General features: G+C 50.0%; 16 protein-coding genes, 1 tRNA gene and 1 other RNA gene. 7 read left to right on the forward strand and 11 right to left on the reverse strand.

Annotated features, from left to right (window positions below; translation table 11 throughout):
• Positions 1-50: 50 nt before the first annotated feature.
• Positions 51-236, reverse strand: coding sequence for an MptD family putative ECF transporter S component (locus NXS99_RS09180; protein ID WP_396124826.1), 186 nt, complete (start codon positions 234-236; stop codon positions 51-53).
• Between the two features lie 575 nt (positions 237-811).
• Positions 812-1,144 (reverse strand): VOC family protein, encoded by a 333-nt coding sequence (locus tag NXS99_RS05480; protein ID WP_259287656.1) that lies wholly within the window; start codon positions 1,142-1,144, stop codon positions 812-814.
• A 241-nt stretch (positions 1,145-1,385) separates the two neighbouring features.
• Between NXS99_RS05480 and NXS99_RS05485 the strand changes: the two genes are divergently transcribed.
• On the forward strand, positions 1,386-2,126 hold the full coding sequence (locus NXS99_RS05485; protein WP_259287657.1) for a uracil-DNA glycosylase family protein: 741 nt from the start codon (positions 1,386-1,388) through the stop codon (positions 2,124-2,126).
• A 141-nt stretch (positions 2,127-2,267) separates the two neighbouring features.
• Here the strand turns inward: NXS99_RS05485 and NXS99_RS05490 are convergent, their stop codons facing one another.
• Positions 2,268-2,663 carry a hypothetical protein gene (locus NXS99_RS05490; protein WP_259287658.1) on the reverse strand — a complete coding sequence of 132 codons (396 nt, stop codon included), beginning with the start codon at positions 2,661-2,663 and terminating at the stop codon, positions 2,268-2,270.
• 1,231 nt (positions 2,664-3,894) lie between these two features.
• Here NXS99_RS05490 and NXS99_RS05495 point away from each other — a divergent pair.
• Together NXS99_RS05495 and NXS99_RS05500 are read left to right on the forward strand one after the other, a co-directional pair.
• Positions 3,895-4,326 carry a hypothetical protein gene (locus tag NXS99_RS05495; protein ID WP_259287659.1) on the forward strand — a complete coding sequence of 144 codons (432 nt, stop codon included), beginning with the start codon at positions 3,895-3,897 and terminating at the stop codon, positions 4,324-4,326.
• A gap of 240 nt (positions 4,327-4,566) precedes the next feature.
• Positions 4,567-4,731 carry a hypothetical protein gene (locus NXS99_RS05500; protein WP_259287660.1) on the forward strand — a complete coding sequence of 55 codons (165 nt, stop codon included), beginning with the start codon at positions 4,567-4,569 and terminating at the stop codon, positions 4,729-4,731.
• Positions 4,732-5,091: 360 nt separating this feature from the next.
• On the opposite strand, the gene ssrA is transcribed toward NXS99_RS05500, so the two are convergent.
• From ssrA to prfB, 5 genes are all read right to left on the reverse strand, one after another.
• Positions 5,092-5,481: a transfer-messenger RNA gene (gene ssrA, locus NXS99_RS05505) on the reverse strand.
• Between the two features lie 84 nt (positions 5,482-5,565).
• Entirely contained in the window at positions 5,566-6,060 is a 495-nt protein-coding gene (smpB, locus tag NXS99_RS05510) for an SsrA-binding protein SmpB (RefSeq protein WP_259287661.1), read from the reverse strand.
• Positions 6,061-6,138: 78 nt separating this feature from the next.
• Positions 6,139-7,041, reverse strand: a complete 903-nt coding sequence (ftsX, locus tag NXS99_RS05515; protein WP_259287662.1) for a permease-like cell division protein FtsX — start codon at positions 7,039-7,041, stop codon at positions 6,139-6,141.
• 9 nt (positions 7,042-7,050) lie between these two features.
• Positions 7,051-7,740, reverse strand: coding sequence for a cell division ATP-binding protein FtsE (gene ftsE, locus NXS99_RS05520; protein ID WP_259287663.1), 690 nt, complete (start codon positions 7,738-7,740; stop codon positions 7,051-7,053).
• 235 nt (positions 7,741-7,975) lie between these two features.
• Positions 7,976-9,076: a peptide chain release factor 2 gene (gene prfB, locus NXS99_RS05525; RefSeq protein ID WP_259287664.1), complete on the reverse strand. Its 1,101-nt coding sequence runs from the start codon at positions 9,074-9,076 to the stop codon at positions 7,976-7,978.
• A 48-nt stretch (positions 9,077-9,124) separates the two neighbouring features.
• On the opposite strand from prfB, the gene NXS99_RS05530 reads away from it, so the two are divergent.
• Positions 9,125-9,955, forward strand: coding sequence for an inositol monophosphatase family protein (locus NXS99_RS05530; RefSeq protein ID WP_259287665.1), 831 nt, complete (start codon positions 9,125-9,127; stop codon positions 9,953-9,955).
• 174 nt (positions 9,956-10,129) lie between these two features.
• On the opposite strand, the gene NXS99_RS05535 is transcribed toward NXS99_RS05530, so the two are convergent.
• The gene (locus tag NXS99_RS05535; protein WP_259287666.1) at positions 10,130-11,248 is read right to left on the reverse strand and encodes a S1 family peptidase; all 1,119 of its coding nucleotides are present in this window, start codon (positions 11,246-11,248) and stop codon (positions 10,130-10,132) included.
• 344 nt (positions 11,249-11,592) lie between these two features.
• Here NXS99_RS05535 and NXS99_RS05540 point away from each other — a divergent pair, with 344 nt between their 5' ends.
• Positions 11,593-11,796: a hypothetical protein gene (locus tag NXS99_RS05540; protein ID WP_259287667.1), complete on the forward strand. Its 204-nt coding sequence runs from the start codon at positions 11,593-11,595 to the stop codon at positions 11,794-11,796.
• 71 nt (positions 11,797-11,867) lie between these two features.
• Here the strand turns inward: NXS99_RS05540 and NXS99_RS05545 are convergent.
• Positions 11,868-11,941: transfer RNA gene (locus NXS99_RS05545), tRNA-Met, on the reverse strand.
• Between the two features lie 135 nt (positions 11,942-12,076).
• Positions 12,077-15,046 (reverse strand): UPF0182 family protein, encoded by a 2,970-nt coding sequence (locus tag NXS99_RS05550; protein ID WP_396124827.1) that lies wholly within the window; start codon positions 15,044-15,046, stop codon positions 12,077-12,079.
• Positions 15,047-15,145: 99 nt separating this feature from the next.
• Between NXS99_RS05550 and NXS99_RS05555 the strand changes: the two genes are divergently transcribed.
• Both NXS99_RS05555 and NXS99_RS05560 read left to right on the forward strand, forming a co-directional pair.
• Entirely contained in the window at positions 15,146-15,676 is a 531-nt protein-coding gene (locus tag NXS99_RS05555) for a PPA1309 family protein (RefSeq protein WP_259287668.1), read from the forward strand.
• Positions 15,677-15,719: 43 nt separating this feature from the next.
• Complete coding sequence (locus NXS99_RS05560) at positions 15,720-16,436, forward strand: hypothetical protein (protein ID WP_259287669.1); 717 nt, start codon at positions 15,720-15,722, stop codon at positions 16,434-16,436.
• Positions 16,437-16,478 lie beyond the last annotated feature (42 nt).

The following is a 16,478-nucleotide window of genomic DNA, read 5'->3' on the forward strand; positions in this document are numbered from 1 at the left end:
AGACATCCAAGAGTTCTTTATCGTGAGTGATCACGACGACAATGCATCCGCTATCTGCAAGTTGGCGAAAAAGTGTGCCGATTGCTTTTGCTCAACATCAAAATGATCACTGTGCCTTGAATTAAGAACGACAGTGGCGCAGCAATGAACATAAATTGTGTGTCGAACAATCCGAGCATGCCGATTGCGAAGAAAATAACGAAGTGCGCAGCGGCAAATACGCTGATATAGACAATTTTTGCGCATTGGCACCCGCTGCAGAACGCGTACGCAACTGTGGCTTTTCTTGATTAGACATAACAAAAACCTTCATAAATGAACAACATTCCCAATTAGGGTAACATGCCCTAACTTAATTGTGAATAGCGTTCACTATATGAACTTCAATAATGCATGACTGTGTGCATCTCACAGGTAAGTACGAGAGGTGACAAGGTATCGTCCTTGCATAGTGGTTACGTGCGAGGTTTTAGTTCAGCCGATGGTATCTAGGAATGCTTTGTGTTGTGTCAGCGATATCTGGACACGCCTTGTGCCAACCGTGCATGCCCGGCGCTGCCCGTGCCATACCCAGCACCCACCAGCATGCCCATTGACACAAAACCTAGCCATACCCGCTGCCTTACAAAGAGCTCTAGTGGCAAGTACACCAAAGCTCTTAACCTTAGAGCAGGCACTCCCCTTCTCCCTCCACTTCCCCATGCTCATAGGCATGAAAAAATGGGCAGGTTCCACCATGTGAATATCAGCAAAATACCGTGATATTCGCAGTAGTTTCCCTGCCCAACCTTCGATGCCAACTGGCGAACGATTAATGATCGTTAATCTGCAATTCGTTGCCATCTGGATCGATCACTCGAAGCGAACGCCCGAAATCTTCAGCAACAATATGGCCGCCATCGAAACCAGCTGCCACAAGATCCGCCTGGACATCTTCAAGTGGTTTCTCAGCAACCATGCACACTTCGAGACCCGCTTTAGGAGTATTCGCAGATTCGTAACTGTGCACTGCTAGCGTTGCCCCTTGTGCCTCCATCTCAGTCCAAATTGGATCGATAGCCTGGTTCAACTCAAGACCTAATGCCTGGTAAAAACGAATAGTTGCTGCATGATCGCGTGCGTAGTGAATAGCCAAAAGCTTCATAGTGCCTCTATCTCGAAAGTGATGATACTGCTCGGTAGGATGCAGATTTTCATTGATTGTACCTTGGGAAGGCGATCATGGCGTCGAAAAGCAGCGGCGTTATGCATAGAGCACATGCTTGTCGACGACTAGGTGTAAATTCTTAAATACATCAAGCCTTGCGCAACGCAATCAGAGGATCGTTGTGAGCAGGTGGCATACGAGAACGAACAGGTGGAGGTAAATCATGGTTGCAAGTACTGTGAGCTGGGATATTTACGAAGAACTTCGGACTTTAGACATCAGCGATTCATCGATTCCTGATGATGATATTTCAAGCCGCCAGTTTCGCTTGGGGCAGGCTGCATCATGGGCTCGCTGGGGTGCGACACGACATGATTTAACTTCGATTACTGCTGATAATCATGTCGAATTTCAAACGCTTGCACCATTGACAACATCAGTTGTATTTCTCGGCGTGAATTGGGGCGGGACAAAAGCGGCTGATCAGCTTCCGGACTGGCGGAATTTTCATACTGAGCGTCATAAAGGCGACAAACGATTATCAAAATCATTGCCGCCTGCGCTTGAGTGCATCCCTCATGATCCTCAAATACTGGCACCTGCGCCATATATGACAGACGTTTTTAAACTTATCCCTACTGTTGACGGTTCGAGCCTTGAAAAGAAGATCAGCCATGACGCCGCTCAGCATGACCACATACAAAGATGTGCTCAATTATTAGAAGCTGAGCTCGATATTTGCACCCGTGGCAACCATGGCATCCCGCCGCTGCTCATTGCTCTCGGAAACCATGCCTACGATTGGCTTACTGGTCAAAAGCGTGGGAGTGATCCCATCGTCAACGCGGTTGCAAACGTTTGTGGTGTGCATAAGCCACGAATCATGAAGATCTACCATGGAAGTGCGAGCAAACCGGACGACTTACGAACAGAGAAACTCATCTCAGTACTGCAGGATAACAGGCAGTTTTTCCAGTAGTGCTTTGGCCGTTTGCGCCGGTAGCACGTTTTCTACTGGCGCGGTGAGCGTGGAGTACTTGGGGTGTGGTCAGTAGGTGTGTGCTGGTGTGAGTGCGTTGCCGGGAATCAAACCTGGCGAAATCACCAAATCAACGCTTTACTACCAATAGATATCTTCGAAAAAACTCTCATATGGGTCAAAAACTTCCGCTGAATCTGCTCCATTAACTCGACGCATATGTTCTAGCTCTAGCTCCTCCCGCTCGTCTTCCAAACCTCCCCAGCAGAGATCTACATCCCAATCTGTATCACGAACAATGGACTCAAAAATCAAAGAAAGTAACTTTACCTCTCGATCGTGAGTAGACTTTGAAGCACTAACAAAAAATTCCCCGTACGCATCCCGATCGACCTCGTGGAGGTCTACAATGCCGATACAAAATGGATCTAGGCCGGACTCGTTCGCCACTTGACGCACTATACTTCGTGCCTGCGCTACAGCAGATTCACGGCCACCGGAGAACTTACGAATGATCACCCATGGATCAACGGACATTTGACTCTCTTTCCCAGAAAAATACGCTTTCTTTACCTATCACCACAATACTATCTACTTGGTGACCATTATTGAATACAGATTTGCAAACAGTCTGAGCTTCGTTCACAACAACTTCACGTTCGCCGATGACCTTCGTGCCTGCCTGCAACAGACCAGACCTTATATTTAGCTCAAGTTTTTGAAACTCCGTAAAACCTTCACATCAACGGTCCAATATTCGTCGATAAGAAAATTAGGCGTAGCCAGCTCCTCCCACCGTTTCTTCACAACTTATCGTGTGCGAACGAGCGTTGAGTCACGGGCATAACAACAGCTACAGATCTAACTTTGTTCGCAAGCCACCATTCACTAACTTGGGACTCTTTCTCAACCGAGACGATGTTAGCCACGTTATGAAAACCGTTGTGCTGGGAGCGTGGTGAAGCTAGCTTCTTCGAGAGAGGACTTTCTGCATACGAGGGGTTCTTTCACCATACTCGCGCCTTTCGGCTTGAACCTTGTATCCCCGAAGTTGCTTCACTGCCTAGATGACGAAAGAGCGATCATATTAACCCTTTACATTCGTGCGTATTTCGCTACTAGAATAAGCGTGAACATAAAAGGGATATAGAATGTCATGACACAAAAGATTCTGAAAGATCTAGAGAAACACACGTATCTCGGTTCAAGAGAATAACGCGGAGTGATTCAAATCACGACACTGCCGAACTTGCAAATATTTCAGACGCAACACTCAGTAGGCAATTACATGCAGGTGAATTAAGCGCTGATCTAATACTCCAAATTGCAGAAGCCTATAATGAGTCGCCCGTCATTGCCTAATAGATCTAGGTTTCATTAGTTCAAAATGGATGAACAATTATGGCAACCTCACCATCCTCGCAAAGGCCACGAACGAGGAGTTAACGGACGAACTATTACGGCGACTAGGCCTACTGGATAATTCACCTGCGGATACCCTAGCGGCAAAGCAGCGTAAAGCTCTTGCTCAAGAAGCTGCAGAACACAATGATGGCACGGTACTGGATTTCAACTCACCACGGGGGTATTTTGACACCCCGCAGGAATGGCACGCAGCCCCATTTACTGCCAAGCTACTAATAGTTTTGCTAACGTATACAGAAACTGAGAGTCTATACAGAGAACACTCAGGAACGATATCCCACGAACTCGAGGGAGTCAGCCAACCTGTACACAATTGGAGACGAATCTACGAAAGGAAACCAACATGAACAAGATAAAAGAGCTGAACCTGCTCAAGTACTTGAAACCCTTTGCTTTAGGGATCGGAGTGCTCAGCATCCTAGGCATACTCTCCGGCCTGGCCGACCTCGGCAGTGATCATTATTCTGATTACGTTTCTGGAGCCATCACGGTCGCGGTCACGCTGCCTGTCCTGATGCTTTCCGCGATCCTTTGGGCGTCATGCGAAATCGCAGAAAGATTGCCAGAACCGCAGAGGCTTCCGCAAGGTATGACGAGTGCACAGATGCCTGTAAACATGTATCCTGCAGCCTCCGCACCAGCAGGCATGCAGAACCCAACCGCAGCACCTGCAAACATGTATCCTGCAGCATCCACACCTGCAAACATGCAGAACCCAACCGCAGCACCAGCAGGCATGCAGAACCCAACCGCAGCACCGGATATAAAACAATAAAATAAGCCTCCCAAAATGAACTGCTCCCCATTAGTTGGACTGAGAAATCAGATACCGAATAGTGGGGAGCAGTTCTATTCCCACAGGATTTTTAGCAATTAATTCACGCTCCACCACGCACGCAAACGCAGCTTTCAAACGCTTATAGGCATGTTGGCTAGTAGTTTTGGAATCATAGGCGCGAATAATGGCTTCCCTCCACAAGTGCACATCGTTAGGTGTGCACTTCAGTTATTTTCAGTGACCGTAATCTCGGTACGTCGTCAATCACATCACCAGGCGGCAAAGGCACAAGGATCCTATTCAAAGTTACGCGGCGATACTGTTGCAGTATTGATTCACGCAATGGTTGCAGTTGTGTTGCGAATGAGTCATGGAAGTTGTTCAGCCATTCTGCAACAGTAGGCGCAGTAGTTTGATCATCAGCTCCAGTGCGGATATCAGGGGCGATCAGTCGCCAAACTGTATCAATTTTTCTTCATCAGCAAGCCACGCTGTCGCTTGTCGTTTCGTGTTAAACGTGTGTGGCGCCGTATAGCGGTCGCCACGATGCATGTAGCGGGCTCGGTATTTCCCGCCGTTTCTGTGTTCGATAGTTCCAAAATTCATAATGTTTGTGGGGCAATTTTGGGGCCAGCGGGGCAATTTTGGGGCAATTTGTTACCCTTTTGGGGCATATCCGACCACACCTGACCATTACAACCCCGCACATAACCCCAGGTAGATAGCAAAAACCCAGCTACACAAGGTAACTGGGTTTTCTATCAGTGGAGCCGCCGGGAATTGAACCCGGGTCCTACGTCATCTTGCCAGGGCTTCTCCGTGCGCAGTTCGCGCAAGGGATCTTTTCTCTGACTCTCCGGCTTGGACGAACACTCCCGGATGATGAGCCGCAGTTACCAGTAAAAGTCCCTACTATCTCTGGTAACCCAAATAGTAAGCAAGTCCCTTAATCGATGCCGGGGTCTAGGTCAGGAACACTCCTAGTCCGACAGACACGCAGGTCGCTGGCTATTCTTTATTAGGCAGCGAGGGCGTAGTCACGCTGAGAATTCTCGGCGCTTATCATTGTGCTACGACGCTTACGGTGGTCTCTAGCCTGCACCGGCACGCTTCCCCTGGCGTAATGTACGCAGTCGAAACCATATCGACCCCGTGATCTTGATATTTAAGGGGACTGTGCATCATTAAACATCAAGTGTGCTTCAAGATTAGCCTACAAACACAAGCTGTGTCTATCTATCCACGCAAACCTTTAATTCGACGTCCCAAATCACGAACAATTTCGCGTTCCTCAGTGCGTCGTTTAATATCTTGGCGCTTGTCATAGGCTTGTTTACCTTGTGCAAGGCCCAGTTCCAGTTTGACCCGGCCCTCTTTGAAGTACATTCTCAGTGGCACCAGCGTTTTATTGCCATCGCGCACTTTACCCATCAAGGAATCAATTTCGCGGCGATGCAGCAAGAGTTTGCGAGTCCGACGCGGGCTGTGATTGGTCCAGTGGCCCATTGAATATTCCGGAATATGTAAGTTCCGCAGCCACACTTCGCCTTCATCAATAGTGGCAAAAGAATCAACAAGCGAAGCTTTGCCTTCACGTAAAGACTTCACCTCAGTGCCGACCAGCACTACACCACATTCAAAGGAATCCAGAATGTGGTAATCATGCCGCGCCTTCCGATTCGTGGCGATCACTGGATTAAAGTGCGCTGCTTTCTTTTTCTTCTTTGCCATAGGCTGTTATCTTAGCCGAAAACGCAACAAGCCACGAGCATAATCCTCGTGGCTTGCGCGTGTGCACCTAGAAATTCCTTAATGGCGGACGTACCACCGCAATGTAACTTGTGCAGTAATTGCTGCAAAGATCACGCCAATAAGCCCCACCAGCGGAGCAACCATCCAAATATCAGCATTCGTGACACGGGCGATCAGTTGTGCGTCGTAAAGATTCGCTAAGGTGCGATCTACAACCCAGATTTTGCCGATGAACAACGCCCCTGTACTCAAGACCGCGCCAAAGGCCACCGCAACCATCGCTTCGAGGATAAACGGCATTTGCGTGTACCACCGGGATGCACCAACCATGCGCATAATCGAGATTTCTTCGCGACGATGGAATGCCGCCAGCTGCACCATATTTGCAATTAAGAAAATTGCGGCAAGTGCCTGAATGCCAGCAAAGAAGAAGGTGGAATTACGAATCGAGTCAAGGTTGTCGGTCGCCCCACGCAAATCATCAACCTGATCAATCACGCTTTGCACCTGCGATAAATTGCGCACCGGATCAAGCGGCTTAGTATCAAGTGGATCCACCAATCGCACATGCAACGCTGCCGGCAGCGCATCCGGTGAAGTCTCGGCTACCAGCAACGGATCGGAATCTTGGAACAATTCGACATAGCGCTTATAAGAATCCTCCCGCGACCGGAACACAACATGCTCGATACCAGGCTTGTTCTGCAATTTCTGTAGCACTTCTTTACATGCTGCAGAAGAACAATCGGAATCTTTCGCAGAGGTTTCCTCATCAAGCTGGACCATGACTTCCACGCGGTCAAGATAAATCTCTTTGGTGCGCTCTGTCATATTTGTGACCAAAAAACCAGTCGCCAGCAACGCAAGTGAAATCGCGGTGGTAATCATCAGCGCAACTGTCATCGTGAAGTTACGCATCAAGCCTCGGAAGGCTTCTCGTAGAACAAATCGAATACTCATATTTTTCCCTTACTGCGCTTCACCATAGACGCCGTGTTCATCATCACGAACCAGCTTGCCTAAATTCAACTCGATCACACGACGGCGCATGTCATTGACCGCTCGCGCATTATGGGTGGACATCACAACTGTGGTTCCAGTCTGATTAATCTGATTCAACAGCACCATAATGTCATCGGCGGTTTCTGGGTCAAGGTTGCCAGTTGGCTCATCGGCAAGCAACACCAGCGGGCGATTCACAAATGCGCGCGCAATTGCCACTCGCTGCTGCTCACCACCGGAAAGCTCTGCTGGGAAACGATCCGCTTTTCCAGCAAGTCCCACCAGCTCCAAGGTTTCTGGCACCATGCGCGCAATATGCTGCCGCTTGGTACCAATCACCTCAAGCGCGAATGCAACATTGTCATAGACTGATTTTTGCTGCAAGAGGCGGAAATCTTGGAACACGTATCCGATATTTTGACGGAGTTTATTTATTTGTCGACCTCGTAGCTTGTTGACATGAAAACTATCAAGGTGGATGTCACCACTAGTGAGATTGGTTTCACGAATCATCAATTGCAACAACGTGGACTTGCCTGAGCCAGAAGGTCCGATAAGGAAGACAAAATCTCCCTTTTCAATCTCGAACGAAACAGCATCCAAGGCAGGCCGCGTTGAAGTTTTGTACAGCTTGGTGACGTTATCAAAGGTAATCACATATCCAAGCCTACAGAAATACCTGAGAAAACAGTAGTGTTAAGTGAAAATTGTGACAGATAGAGAGCCTGCCTGGTTTCCACGACTGGCTCACGCACACATGCACACGATACCGCTTGACGACGCCGCCAGCGCCGCATTTTCCAAGGTGATCCGCGCGCGACCGCATCGTCGCAAAGCTGCTAGCACCAAGGATTACTCTCCGAGTCTTCCCTGCTGCGCACAGGCGTGCTTCTTATGTTTCTTGATTCGACATCCGCCAACGAATGCCAGCTTCTAAGAACTTATCAATATCGCCATCAAGCACCTTCGAAGGGTCATTGACTTCAAAGTTGGTTCGCAAATCTTTCACCATTTGATATGGGTGCAGCACATAGGAACGCATCTGATTACCCCACGAGGCATTGCCACCTGCACCCAGCGCATCCATTTCGGCACGTTCTTGCTGGCGCTTGCGCTCTAAGAGCTTCGCCTGCAACACGCGCATTGCGGATGCTTTATTTTGAATTTGTGACTTTTCATTCTGGCAGGTCACCACAATGCCGGTTGGAATATGCGTCAAACGAACCGCCGAGTCAGTAGTATTCACCGACTGCCCGCCAGGACCAGAGGAACGATACACATCAACGCGAATATCAGTATCTGGAATGTCAATATGATCAGTCGTTTCTACGACCGGCAAAACCTCGATCTCAGCAAAAGACGTTTGCCGACGCGCCTGATTATCAAACGGCGAAATACGAACCAATCGGTGCGCACCTTGTTCCACCGACAACGTGCCATACATATATTCCCCATGCACCACGAAGGTCGCCGATTTAATACCAGCTTCTTCGGCATACGAAATATCGTAAATATCGACCTTGTAGCCATTTTTCTCAGCCCAGCGAACATACATACGCATCAGCATCTCTGCCCAGTCAGCTGCATCAACGCCACCTGCACCCGAGCGAATATTAATCACGGCTTCACGCGCATCGTATTCACCAGAAAGCATGGTTTTGACTTCTAACGAGGCAACCTCATCTGCCAGTTCACGCAATTCTTCATCGGCAAGAGCGACGTCTTCGCCTTCTTCTTCCGCTAATTCATACATCACCGGCAAATCTTCCAGCCGAGACCGCAACGCCGTGATTTTCTTGAACTGGCTTTGCACCAACGAAAGCTCCGAGGTGACTTTCTGGGCATGTTCTTGATCGTCCCAGAGGCTTGGATCAGAGGCTTGAGCTTCTAGTTCGCGGATACGCGTAGCCATCGCTTCAGGATCCATCACCTTTTCAATGGTGGTCAATGTAGTATCAATGCTTGCTAATTCTGCAGAAACTTCAGGGCGCATAGTCTCATAGTCTAGCCCAGCTCACATAAACAAGGCACAATAGAAACCATGGATCAACTTTCACAGCTGCACGACATGCTTCCGGCGATCGTGAAAACCTTTTGTATCGCCCACGATCAAGACTCTGACGAAACCTTAGCGCAGGCCTTGGTCTATAACGCCGCTCGTATGGCGTGGCGACTGCGCGAAACTGGCATCACGACCACCGAAAAGACCTCTGTCTCCGATATTGTGACAGAAGCCGATACGATTGCAGAGGCCTTTATTACCCAAGCGCTTGCCATCTTGCGCCCTGAAGACGGCATTGTTGGTGAAGAAGGCAGCGCCAAGGCGTCGCAAAGCGGCACGGTCTGGTGTATCGATCCTGTTGACGGCACCTATAATTTCGCCGCGCAATCAGACTATTTTTGTACCGCTGTTGCTGTGACCTCCCACGATGAGCTGAAATTTGCGGCCGTCCACCGACCTGCGATGGGCTATACGTGGTTTGGTGGCCCTGATCTGCCAACGACTCGCGATGGACAACCAGTGCGCGCGCTTAGCGATGCTCCTTTGTCGAAGATCAGTCTCGGCACCTATTTACACCCAACTTATCTCAGCGATCCGCAGGTCCTGGCAGTGTGGTCAAAGGTTGCAGCAGCAAGTGCGACGATTCGGATGTTCGGCGCTGCAAGTATTGATCTCGCTTCCGTTGCCGATGGCAGCTTGGGCGCATGGATGCAGCATAGCGTTGCTGAGTGGGATTGGCTGCCTGGCAAAGCCCTAGTCGAAGGCGCAGGAGGCGCAACCGCGCAAGTATCAGCAGGTGGCTTGGTGTGGTCGATCGCTGGTAATCGAGCCGCTGTGGCAGAAATCGTGAACGCTTTGGAGCACTGCTAGCGGTCGTTCGGCAGCATCTAGCAGCGATCTAGCAGCGTCTCGCGGGTGCGACCGCTCGTTTGGTAGTTGCGCCGCTCGTAGAACTGCGGCACTGCTTTTCGACGCCCCCCAGCTACACATTCGGCCAGATGATACACGCAGCATCATCTGGCCGAATTGCTCTTGCACAGTAGGTTATGTGGTTGGGAGCTGCAAACCTGCCCCTACTCCACCGCGAGCGTTGAGATCGTTGACGATCGCATCTGTCTTCAACGAACGAGTTGGCTGGAACAACCACCCTTGCAGTGGCGTATTGCACGCCAGCGCGTAGGATGGCACAACACCGTGGGTGACAACGCCGACCCAACGGCCATCGGCAACCAATGGAGCTCCAGAATCACCACGCGTGGCACAGACCTGCGCAATATTGATCTTCGGCGTCGACCACAGCGAATAGCCGCAGGTGGTACCAGTTGCAACACCGCTCTTGCAAACCTTGGTGCGGTCAGAAATCTCGCCGCCAATCTTCTCAAGGGTGGTGTTGTTATAGCTCTTGGTTACTTGCGCATTCTTCGCGAGCTCGATCACCGAATAATCTAATCCTTGACTGCCGTGTGCAACCAATGTGCCGGATTTACCCACGCGCCAAGAATCAAGGCTCACGATCTTCGAGCCTATTTCACCACAGTGACCTGCAGTGATTGCAACCATACGGCCTTTATTATCAAAGCCAGTTGCAGCTACGGTACACATTTCTGCATCCTCAACCACCAAAATTGGGGTTGATGGACCGTAGAGAGAAAATCCTTCCCGTTCAGCTGCAAACGATGCAGCAGGTACCCGCGGTGCATCGAACCAAGACCCCGGCGCGCGGTGTAACACCTTAGTGTTTGTACCAGCCAAGAACTTACTCAATGCATCGGTGTGCCAGTGATAAAAAGGACCTGAATAAATCGGCTGGAAATCCTTGCCGACTTTTTTGAAATCTTCATCTCCAAAGACAAACGGCTTGTCTTTAGAAACTGTTGGGTTGGTAGCCGGAGAATCCGATACCTTGGTCGAAGCGGACGTACCTGGTTTTGGCATGCCCTTTACTATCCCTTTAACAGCATATTCAGCTTCTTGACTCACGCGTTGCAAGTCTTGCTGAACAGTAGCTACATAGGAATCCACGTCTCCTGCCACACGATCAAGATCAGCATGTATACGCGCAATTGCAGCATCTGCTTCTGCAACAACCTGTGGATCAACCACAAGTTGCGGCAATCCGATTCGATCAAGATCGCGCTGTGTACGAGCAATTGCTTCGCTCACAGTCGGGGGGAGAGTTTCTGCCCCTACACTTGGTATATTTCCCCAAGCAAGCCCTGCGCACATCATCATCACAAGCGTGCGGGTTTTGCGTATCAAGCGCATAGCGTTGGGGCCTCATTTCAGTTTTTGCTCAAACATCACAGTGATATTTCGGAAGATCATCTTCCTGCTGCTAATCATGCCACGAATCTGTCCGTTATTTCTGGAGATTCCTGCCATGAAAGTATTACGATTTCATTAAGTTCCGAGATGCCCTGTTGCAGCAGCTCCTTGGTGACGCTGCTCGACGCGGAATCGTGAAAATCATCCCAGCATACGAGTATCTTTAACACACCTAAGGCAGAGTGCTTGACGACGCTTTGCGTGATGGGCTGCATATGCGAATCACAGATGAGAGTGTCGTAACACCAATGGTGTTTTCGGGCCGTGGAGAAGAACACTTGCAACGCTGTCGCGGTGTCGGTGGCGGTCGTGTGTCGGTGGTGGTGCGTGCGTCGGTGGTGCGTGCGCGCCGACGCAGCGATGCGTGTGCACCTTCGCGTTTCTAGGACTTCTTGAAACCGCTTTCAACACTGGAGATACAAAAATGCCCCTTCCGAAGAAGGGGCATTTTTATTAGTAGCGGGGACAGGATTTGAACCTGCGACCTCTGGGTTATGAGCCCAGCGAGCTACCGAGCTGCTCCACCCCGCGACGCTTTGCACTGAATACTTCTATTCTTTGCAACGTGGATCTACTTTACACATATGACTGAAAAAAACCAAATCCCCAACCAACATTGCTGTTAAGCTGGGGATTTAGTATTTAGATTACTGCCGTGAGAATCATTTACTGATTCTGAGTTTGCTGCTGATACTCAGCAACTGCACGATCGAGTGCATCAAGTGCGCGGCCATATTCCTCGTGACTGCCACCACGAGCACGCTCCAGACCTGCGAGAGCATCTTGAATTTTTGCCACTGCTTCTGCTGGAGTTTTTGCGGGTGCTGCTTCTGGCTTTGTTTCAGGTACTGCAGCTTCTGCCTTGTCTTGCGCACCAGGTGTACTTGGTGCAGTGGTAGGCGTGGTAGGTAATTCCTTCGCCTCATCCAAGTCTTGGGCTGCGCGTGGATCCACGCCAACTTGTGCCAGTGCTTCAGACACAGTTGGGGCATAGCCAACTTGACCGTTATAGCTGACCAATACACGCAAGAGCTTCGGGAAGGCAGAATCCTGCCCCTTACGCTGTGCATAAATTGGCTCCACGTACAAGATCTCTCCCTTGCCAACTGGAAGTGTTAGCAAGTTACCATTCTTTAACTCAGTGGTTTCTTTCCACAGCGATTGATCTCGTGCAACTTGGTCAGACGACATCAAAATATCCTGTGCCTGCTGTGGGCCAAGTGTTTGGGTATTAGTTGGCAACACACGAACCGTAATCCGGCCATAGTTATCTGGATCTGAGTTCACTGACATATGCGCTGCCAAGTACTGACGATTCAAACCACGGAATGGGGTGATCAACTGGAAGGAAGGCTTACCAGTTTCTGGGTCGGCTGCAACCACATAGAATGGTGGCTGTGACTTATCGCCATCAGCAACAGATGGATCATCCGGTACCGACCAGAAACGGTCATTGGTAAAGAAGTCGCGTGCCTCATCCACATGGTAGCGCGATAAAATCGCACGCTGAATCTTAAACAGATCCTGCGGGAAGCGCACGTGATTCATCAACTCTGGTGAAATCTCAGACTTCGGCTTCACAGTACCTGGGAAGATTCCCTTCCATGCATGAAGAACAGGATCGTTCTCGTCGAACTCATACAGTTCCACCGAACCGTCGTACGCATCCACCACGGCTTTCACGGAGTTACGGATATAGCCAACTTCATCATTGACAATCACACGCGCATTCGAACCCACACCGGCAGTGGTGTCTTGAGTGGTTTCCGACATGGAGACGCGCTTAGCATATGGCAATGATTTCAGCGTCGTATAGCCATCAACAATCCACTTGATTCGGCCATCGATAACAGCTGGATACGTAGTATTATCAGTGCTCAGCCACGGTGCCACCTTATGCACACGCTGGCGTGGATCACGATCGAACAGAATCTTGGAGTTTTTGTTCACGCGCTCCGACAAAATCAGATTCATTTCCCCATAGCGCACCGCAAAAGCCAAACGATTGACAACATTGCCAATGTCAACGCCACCTTTACCCGCATAGGTATAAGAGGAGGAATCAGTATCGTATTCCACTGGTCCGCTGCCGTCGTCGCCAACAACTGCGTAGTCACGACCATCACGCGCAGAGGCGATCAGTGGGCCGAAATACACACGCGGTTCGTCGACAACGATGCCCAGCTTCTTTGCCTCAGCATCGGTGGTCTGGAGGTCAGAAACGGTATACACCGGATATCCGCCACGAGCAGATCCCACATCACGTGCCACCTCATCAACTTGGTTGGCTTGTGCTGCAACAAAACCATTGCCATGCGTGTAGACGGTATGGCGGTTAATCCAGTTCTTCTGGTTTTCACTTAAAGAGTTTGGATTAATTTCACGCGCTGCGACGACGAAATCACGCAGTTCCCCATCAATGACATAACGGTCCATCGCCAATGACTTCGGGAAGCCGTAGAAGTTCTTCAACTGCTTATTTTGCGTGAAGGTTGGCGATAAAATCTCAGGGTCCAACAGGCGAATATTCGACACCGTTGCCACATCCGCGGCAACAGCTTCTTTCGAAGCTCCTTCCGAGCCCCAATCTAATTTGTAGGTGACGGTGTCCTCGGTCAAACCGTAGGCATACCGAGTCGATTCAATATTGCGTGAAATAAACTGTGCTTCTTTTTCCGCACGGTTTGGAGTAACAGAGAACTTCTCCATCATGATTGGCCAAGCATTACCAATAACCAAAGAAGAAAGTATCATCAAACCGGTGGTCAAAGCAGGAATACGCAGATCCTTGAGCACCACCACGGAAAAGAAACTGACCGCCACTAAAATACCAATGACCGTCAAGATCAACTTCGCTGGCAATACCGCATGCACATCGGTGTACGAGGCACCAGTGAAGGTCTGGTGATCATTATTCAGCAGGCTGTAGCGATCGAAGAAGAACTCAACTGCCTGTACTAACATCCAGAAACCGGCAATTACGGCCAGTTGCACACGCGCAGCATGTGAGATGGTCATTTTCTCACCGGTAGATGGATTTCCAGACCGAATACCGCCGAGGAAATAGTTACCAATCACCGACAGCGCACCGGCAAACAACAACAGTGCTGACAATACGCCCAACACCATTTCGATCATTGGCAAACTAAAAGCATAGAAGCCATAATCAATGCCAAATTGCTGATCTTTCACACCGAACGATTGACGATGCAAGAACAGCTGTACCACGCGCCACTGCTGCTGAGCATAGAATCCTACGGCAGCACCCATAAAAAGCGGCACAAACAGTATGATCTTGCGAATAGACTGTTCAATCTTCTGGCGATACTGCAGCATTTCATCATCGAGACCAAAGACCGAAAGTGCAGCTGGGCCTCCACGATAGGTAGCCCAGGCTGCAAGCCCAATGATCAGTGCACCAAGCAACCCGAACACTAAAAATATCGCGATACGGGTAAGCAACACGGTATTAAATACGCTGCGATAGTCGACTTCTCCGAACCAGAGCCAATCCGTATAAAAACCGATCACCATTGGCAGCAGGGTGCCTGCAATCACGCCGATCACCACCAGATTGGATAAGATTTTTGGTGGTCGACCCGTACGTGGACTTGGAGGTGTTAGGTCTTTTGCCAACGCCATCTCCTCTTTTCTTCTCACAATATTGTTGGGACGCTGAGGTAATCTACTAGTCTACGCAGTTTTGGCGCAGACAACTACTACAAAAGGATAGCTATGGACGATACAACGTTTTCGGCAAACTCAGTTGAGCTTTCCCAACAGGCTCTCAATCGCGCAATGCTCGAGGCAGTAGACTTTATCCACGCTGAAGGCTGGGATGCGCCGCCAACTCTTTTCGCACTCGTACCAGCTCGCCTTGTGCATGATGTCCTCGATGAAACCGACGATGCACCATTAGCATTGGTCGTCCAAGACACCTTGCCAGATCACGTACTGCCAGGAACAGAAGAACTTGGCGACTATATTTCTCGCATTGTGTGGCCAGAAGAAATCCTTGGTGCGGTATTAGCACAAGAAATCATGTTCCAAGATGCGTCTTCTGCTGATCCAACGCCACGTGCAGCGCGTCTTTTCTCTGGTGTTTTGCGCGGTGATGCGGAGCAAACGTTATTGCAACTGCGCCCAACTGAGGAAGAATTAGCTGCACAAGGCCCATTTGCAGAAGATAAAGTGGAATTGCGCGGTGGCCCAGGTGTTGCCCCAGGGGTTATCGCTACCCTCCGAGCTGGCTTTTCAGTAGAATAAATATCTTGACCACGTTTTCCGTAATGAAGAAGGCTTCTCCCTCATGATCCGTGCACCTTTTCGCCTCGTACCTGTCGTTATCGCAGGCGCAACACTTTTGGCTGCTTGCGGAACAAGTGATACCGCATCAACGATCACTGCATCCACCACGCCTTCTTCACCAACCTCGCAGCTTGCCCCAGTGACGGTCACCACCAGCGCAACGAGTACCACTGCGACTTCGTCCACCACAATGCCAGCGTCTCAGACGGCAAGCACGCAAGCGTCGACAAGCACAAGGGCATCGCAGAGCACTACCGCTGCACCAACCAGCACGTCGACAAGCATGAGCAAGACCGATCCAGCGCCAAAACCTGAAACCTCAGCGGCGCCGATTCTCGATGAACACGTGCTCAAAACGCGGCAGCGCTTCCAATCTTTAGCGCCGGATTCATTATTTAGCCAATTCGATTCATGCGCGCCAAACGGCGTCGGTGAGTCGATGGCATGTTCGGGGCCAGTTGTAGGGCAGTTCCAATTCTTCGCATCCGATGCTAAAGCAGCGTCTACCACGCAGATTTTGACTGGTCTGCGCAGCTCACGCGTGATTGAAGACACGGGACGCTTTGTGATTGGGTGGTCAACAGTTGGCAATACCGCCATTATTACCGTGGTGGATAATGATGAAGGTCTAGTACTGCAGCAGTTGGTTTCGACCGATGATATCAATCCGACCCAGCGCATTTACGAGCTCGGCCTAGCCAAGAAGCCGCAAGAATAAGCACTGCTTACTCAAGCAGCAATGGCAAGCAGCACCCAAGAT

It is taken from the genome of Corynebacterium sp. HS2168-gen11 (genome assembly GCF_024834075.1).
Classification (GTDB): Bacteria; Actinomycetota; Actinomycetes; order Mycobacteriales; family Mycobacteriaceae; genus Corynebacterium.